Genomic DNA, 4,422 nt, shown 5'->3' with positions numbered 1-4,422 from the left:
AAAAGCAAACTAAATCTTAACAAATAAAGGAAGGTTTTAACATCAACCGGAATATGTGGGACAGGGTGCTAGGTTTGTTTTTGGAGGAAATAAGAGAATCCTTAATTACCAAAATAGTAGATTAAAGGCTTTCTCCAAGAAAAGCGGAAAATATGCGTACGGTAGAAGATTTTTTAAAAGATGAGAAATTCAAAAGCTGGGTTCTTGGGTCTACAGCTGAGACAACCGCTTATTGGGAAAGTTGGTTAGCCACCCATCCTGATGAAAAGCAGGCTTTTCAAGAGGCTAAGGCCATTATTACTGCTTTAAAATTTAACCACTTAAATCCTGAAGAAGGTGAACAGGAACAGGTGTTGGCAAGAATATTTGCTTCTAAGCAAAAAGAAGAATCTCGAATAAGGACTTTAGAAATTAATTATTGGTCCAGGTTGAAAAAGCTAAGTCGGGTTGCAGCCGTATTTGTAGTGCTTATCGGCGGTTTCTATTTTCTTTTTAAACCCGAGAGTAGAGAAAAGAAAGTTGCCAACAGTACAGCAAAAGAAATATTGAAAAAGAATCCTTTGGGGAAAAGGTCTAAGATAGCCTTATCGGATGGTAGTCGACTATCCCTAAATGCTGCCAGTGAAGTACACTTTTTAAGCGAGTTTGGGGAAAAAGAAAGAAAGGTGGAATTGGAGGGGGAAGCCTTTTTTGAAGTGAAAAAAGATAAAAGTCGACCTTTTAAGGTAATTGCTGGGGACTTAATAGCTACTGTTTTAGGGACTTCCTTTAATGTACAGTCTTATAAAGACCAAAAAGGGACGATTATAGAGTTAAAAACCGGAAGGTTGAAAGTGGAGAAACTGAAAGGGGGAGAAGGAGAACAACCTTATTTCTTGGAGCCAGGTCAACAATTACGGTACAATTCCACTAAGGATAACTTTGAAATTTTAACGATTGACGTCAACTCTATCGGGTTATGGTCCAGGGGAATATTGGCTTTTAAAAATGATAACTTTAGTCAAATTGAAGAAAAGTTGGAGCGATGGTATGGGGTGAAACTAAAGACCTTTGGAGATATTCCTGGTGACTTAGAATTTACCAGTAAATATAAAAACGAGAGCCTGGAGAATACATTATTAAGTATGGCCTTCGCTTTAAATTTTGAATATAAAATAAATGAAAACCAAGTAAGTATCACTTTTAAATAATTAAACTTTTATGCAATAGACTTTTAAAAGGACCTCTACGATTTACAGTATTATTCCCTGGACCTATTTCCTCTCTGAAAAAGGTAGGGTGGTTGTTAATGGGAGGGCTAAAATTAAAAAAAGCAGGTACGGCAATACCTGCTTCCAATCTCAAAAACTATCTGTGAACAGATAATTTATCAATTGTTGTAAACAAATTCAAAGTTATGAAAAACTTGTTACCTAACCATTTTTTTAGGAGCTCAAAATTTTTGACCCTAGCCCTTATTATTCAATTCAATATCTTTTGCTTTGCGATGCCTTTGAAGGCAAAATCTCAACAAATAGCAAATATTTATGAAACGGAATTAAATTTTGATTTCCCGAATCCCTCTTTGGAGGAGATTCTGAGTGAAATTGAAGCAAAGTCGGGTTATGTTTTTGCTTATGACCGTTCTATTTTCCAAAATAAGGTTAACCTTAAACTCAGGAAGGGAAAAACAACAGTTGGAAAGCTTCTAAATGAAATCTCCAAGCAGGCACAACTTAATTTTAAACAGGTTAATTCGAACATCAGTATTAGTAAAGCTGATGTCAAAAATGGTGGAAGTGTTGAAGTGGTAGAAGCTGGAGAGTTGCGTGGGAAAGTTACCGATGAACAAGGGGAACCTCTTCCAGGAGCAAGTGTTAGGATTAAGGGAACAACCACGGGTGCTTCTACAGACTTTTCAGGTGAATTTAGTTTAGATGGTCTTGATGAAGGAGAATATCAAATTGAGATTTCTTTCGTAGGATACCAACCTTCAATGCAAACGGTAATGTTAGGGGCTGAAGGTGCTTTTCTGAATGTTTCGCTGCAGTCTGATTTGTTAGGGTTAAGTGAAGTAGTGGTAACAGGTAATGCCAACCCAAAGACGAAATTGGAGTCAAGTGTGGCTATAACCACCATTAATTCCAAAAGTATTTCGGAGTTATCCCCTAATAGCACAGCTGATCTTCTTCAAACGATACCAGGGTTCTTAGTGGAGACTTCAGGTGGAGAAGTTGGAAATAATTTATTTGCCAGGGGTATTCCTGCAGCAGGTGCTTATGAATATGTGCAAATGCAGGAGGATGGATTACCCATTTTTGAGGACGGTGCTTTGCAATTTGCCAATGTGGATAACTGGTTTAGGATTGATGAAACTGTTGAAAGAGTTGAGGGATTAAGAGGCGGTTCGGGCTCTATTTTTGCCAGTAATGCCCCTGGAGGAATTGTAAACTTTATCAGTAATACAGGAGGGCCGGAGTTTGAAGGTTTGGCCAAGATTTCAGTAAGTGATTATGGACTTTTTAGGACGGATTTAAATATTGGAGGACCTCTAAGTGAGAGGTTATTTTATAATATTGGCGGGTTCTATAGAGAAGATAATGGAATTAGGAGCCCGGGTTATCCTGCGAATAAAGGAGGCCAGGTGAAAGCCAATCTTACCTATAACCTGGATAAAGGGTATGTACGATTATATTATAAACACCTTAATGATAAAAATTTATTTTTGCTTCCCATTCCTCTTCAAAACCCTTCCGATCCTGAAGGAATTCCTGGGTTCGATCCTAATTATGGTACGCTGGCCAGTGTTTATGCCAGTAAATTGAAAGTGCCCCAACCAGGAGGTGGGTTTTTTGAACGGAATTTGGAGGATGGAATACACCCTGTAGTAAATGCTGTTGGAGGTGAAAGTCAAATTGAACTAGGCAAAGGCTGGACGATAACCGACGCTTTTAGGGTAACGAATATTGACATGGAATATACGGCTTTGTTTCCCGGAGCTGCTCCAACTTCTCCCCTTGAGTTTGCTATTAATCGAAGCCTGCCTATTAATAATCCTATTTATTATTATGCGGATAATGGCCAAGTGGCAAATCCGGATCTAGTGGCAGAAGTAGGTTTTTGGTCCATTGATAAACAGATGGAATCTTTTTCTAACAAATTGGAGTTGGGTTTTGAAAATGAGCATCATCATCTGACTTTAGGTTATTATCATTCCAGTTATACTTCCAATCAGCAATGGAATTGGAGTAATATTCTAATGGAAATATCAGACAATTCTCGTTTGCTAAATTTGGTCGATGGTGACTTGAATCCAGAAGATCCCAATTTTTCAAGAACCTTGAATGGTGTGACTGCTATTTCTTTCCTAACAAGAGATTCCCAGATTCGAGCAAATATTAATGCACTTTATCTGAATGAGGAATTCCAGGTTTCAGAGGATCTTACATTGGATGCTGGCTTGCGTTACGAAATAGCTAAATATTCAGGATATATTGGCAGTACGGAATCTAATGATTTAGGTGACCAGACCACAACCGCTGATGATAAAGTTTCCTCTGTTGGAGCTCCCTATACTTATTGGAAATATGGAGACAATCTGGATTCCGACCCAGGCGATGATGATATTAACCGTCTATCTTATACTGTGGCTGGTAATTATCAATTTAATGACCATATGGCCTCTTATTTGCGATTCAGTAGTGGTTTCAGGTCTCCAATAGAAGAAGCCTATTTAGATAATGTAAATAATCTAGAAAACATCAGGCCCGTGGAAATAAAGCAATTGGAATTAGGGTACAAATACACCACTTCTAAATTGGCGGTGTTTGCTAATTTATTTTATATGGATATGCAAAACATTGCCTTCACGGATATTTTGGCTGATGGTCAGTCTGAAAACAAGTTTGCTGGGGCAGATAATATGGGTATTGAAATTGAAAGTATGGCAAATGCGGGTATTTTTAGCCTAAATGTAACAGGAACTTTTCAAAACCCTACACTGAAGAATTTTGAAGGGGAAGCTAACGAAGCCCTAAATGGAAATAGTGTAAGAAGAATCCCGGATATGTTTTTTAAAGTCCGGCCCTCTGTGCAGGTAATGAAAGGATTAAATGCCTTTCTGACCTTTGATCACTTCGGGAAAAAATATAATGATAATGCGAATGAGTTTGAACTACCTGCTTATAGTGTTTTTGGTGCTGGGGTCTCTTATACTTCTAATAACTATACTGTATTGCTGAATGCCAGTAATTTAACCAATTCAATCGGCCTTACAGAAGGTAACCCAAGGTCAACAGCTGCTCCTGAAGAGTTTTTTATGGCACGCCCTATTTTGGGAAGAGCATTTAAACTGGCCGTGGAATATCGCTTTTAGAAAACTATAAAAGCATACACTCATTTTAATTTTTTTAACTTTTATTTTTTGGAAATGAGGTATGCTTT

The 4,422-nt window shown here is 37.9% G+C and carries 2 protein-coding genes; both read left to right on the top strand.

Going from position 1 to position 4,422, the window contains the following annotated elements; all coding sequences use genetic code 11:
- Positions 1 to 152 precede the first annotated feature (152 nt).
- A complete protein-coding gene (locus tag E1171_RS06380; RefSeq protein WP_155205179.1) occupies positions 153 to 1,190 on the top strand; it encodes a FecR family protein in 1,038 nt (345 codons plus the stop codon).
- 206 nt (positions 1,191 to 1,396) lie between these two features.
- Entirely contained in the window at positions 1,397 to 4,354 is a 2,958-nt protein-coding gene (locus tag E1171_RS06375) for a TonB-dependent receptor (RefSeq protein ID WP_222931417.1), read from the top strand.
- The last annotated feature ends 68 nt before the right edge of the window (positions 4,355 to 4,422 follow it).

Origin of the sequence: Xanthovirga aplysinae, assembly GCF_009711365.1 — a bacterium.
GTDB lineage: Bacteria > Bacteroidota > Bacteroidia > Cytophagales > Cyclobacteriaceae > Xanthovirga > Xanthovirga aplysinae.
This window is presented reverse-complemented; position numbering and strand designations above follow the sequence as displayed.